Source organism: Mesorhizobium sp. M7A.F.Ca.CA.001.08.2.1 (genome assembly GCF_003998455.1).
In the GTDB taxonomy this organism is placed as follows: Bacteria; Pseudomonadota; Alphaproteobacteria; order Rhizobiales; family Rhizobiaceae; genus Mesorhizobium; species Mesorhizobium ciceri.
The window spans coordinates 1-746 of the sequence record NZ_RZPW01001332.1 but is presented as its reverse complement, the minus strand read 5'-3'; the positions used below and the strand labels follow the sequence as shown (position 1 = coordinate 746).

2 protein-coding genes are annotated in these 746 nt (G+C 62.2%); both read right to left on the bottom strand.

Annotated elements, in window-relative coordinates; translation table 11 throughout:
* On the bottom strand, positions 1–297 hold a 297-nt coding region (locus EN914_RS37205; protein WP_164779257.1), incomplete at its 3' end, for a hypothetical protein.
* A 72-nt stretch (positions 298–369) separates the two neighbouring features.
* Positions 370–657, bottom strand: a complete 288-nt coding sequence (locus EN914_RS37200; protein ID WP_013531907.1) for a succinate dehydrogenase assembly factor 2 — start codon at positions 655–657, stop codon at positions 370–372.
* Positions 658–746 lie beyond the last annotated feature (89 nt).

Below are 746 nucleotides of genomic sequence, written 5' to 3'. Positions count from 1 at the left end.
GGTCAGGGCATCGAGGCGCTTGGCGGCCGCATCGGAGCCGGGCGAGACGCGGTCGTAGGGCAAGCAATCCCAGGCCGGCAGTTCCAGCACCGGCAGGCCGGGGGCCGCGAAGGACAATGCCTCGATGATCGCCGGCAGGCGCTGACCGTCGCGCGCGACGAACAGAACCGGCTTGTCGGGCGCGATCTCGAGCGCCGCCTGCACCAGCGCAAAGGCTTCGTAGCCGTCGGCGACGCCATCGACGATGAACTGACCGGCGCGGCCTTTCGGCAGACCGATGGTGGGAATGAGGCTCATGAAATCACGGTCTTGTTTTATCGCAATTCCGAACGGAAAACCGCTTCGTACTTTTCCTGGAATTGCTTGTGTTCAGAATGTCAGAGAGCGGCGGAAAGCCAGGATCTTTCGCAGGACGGCACAATCGATATCGGCCGGAACCGGGCGTTCGCCGGTGACCATGGGCAGGAATTCGGTATCGGGAATGTCGAGGAGCCTCTCATATTGGTCGATTTCCTCGTTGGTCAAGACGCCGATCTCAGCGTCGGCGAAAGTGCCGAGGATCAGGTCCATCTCGCGCATGCCGCGATGCCAGGAGCGAAACAGAAGCTTGCGGCGGCGCACGTCCAGCCCCTCGCTTGATCTCGTCGTTCCGGTCATCGTACCGCATCCTTGCTTGCTGCGGCGCATATAGCGTGGATAGAAGGGGCTGTCAGCCTTGCGCTGCCGCCGTCGCAACATAAGCTGAC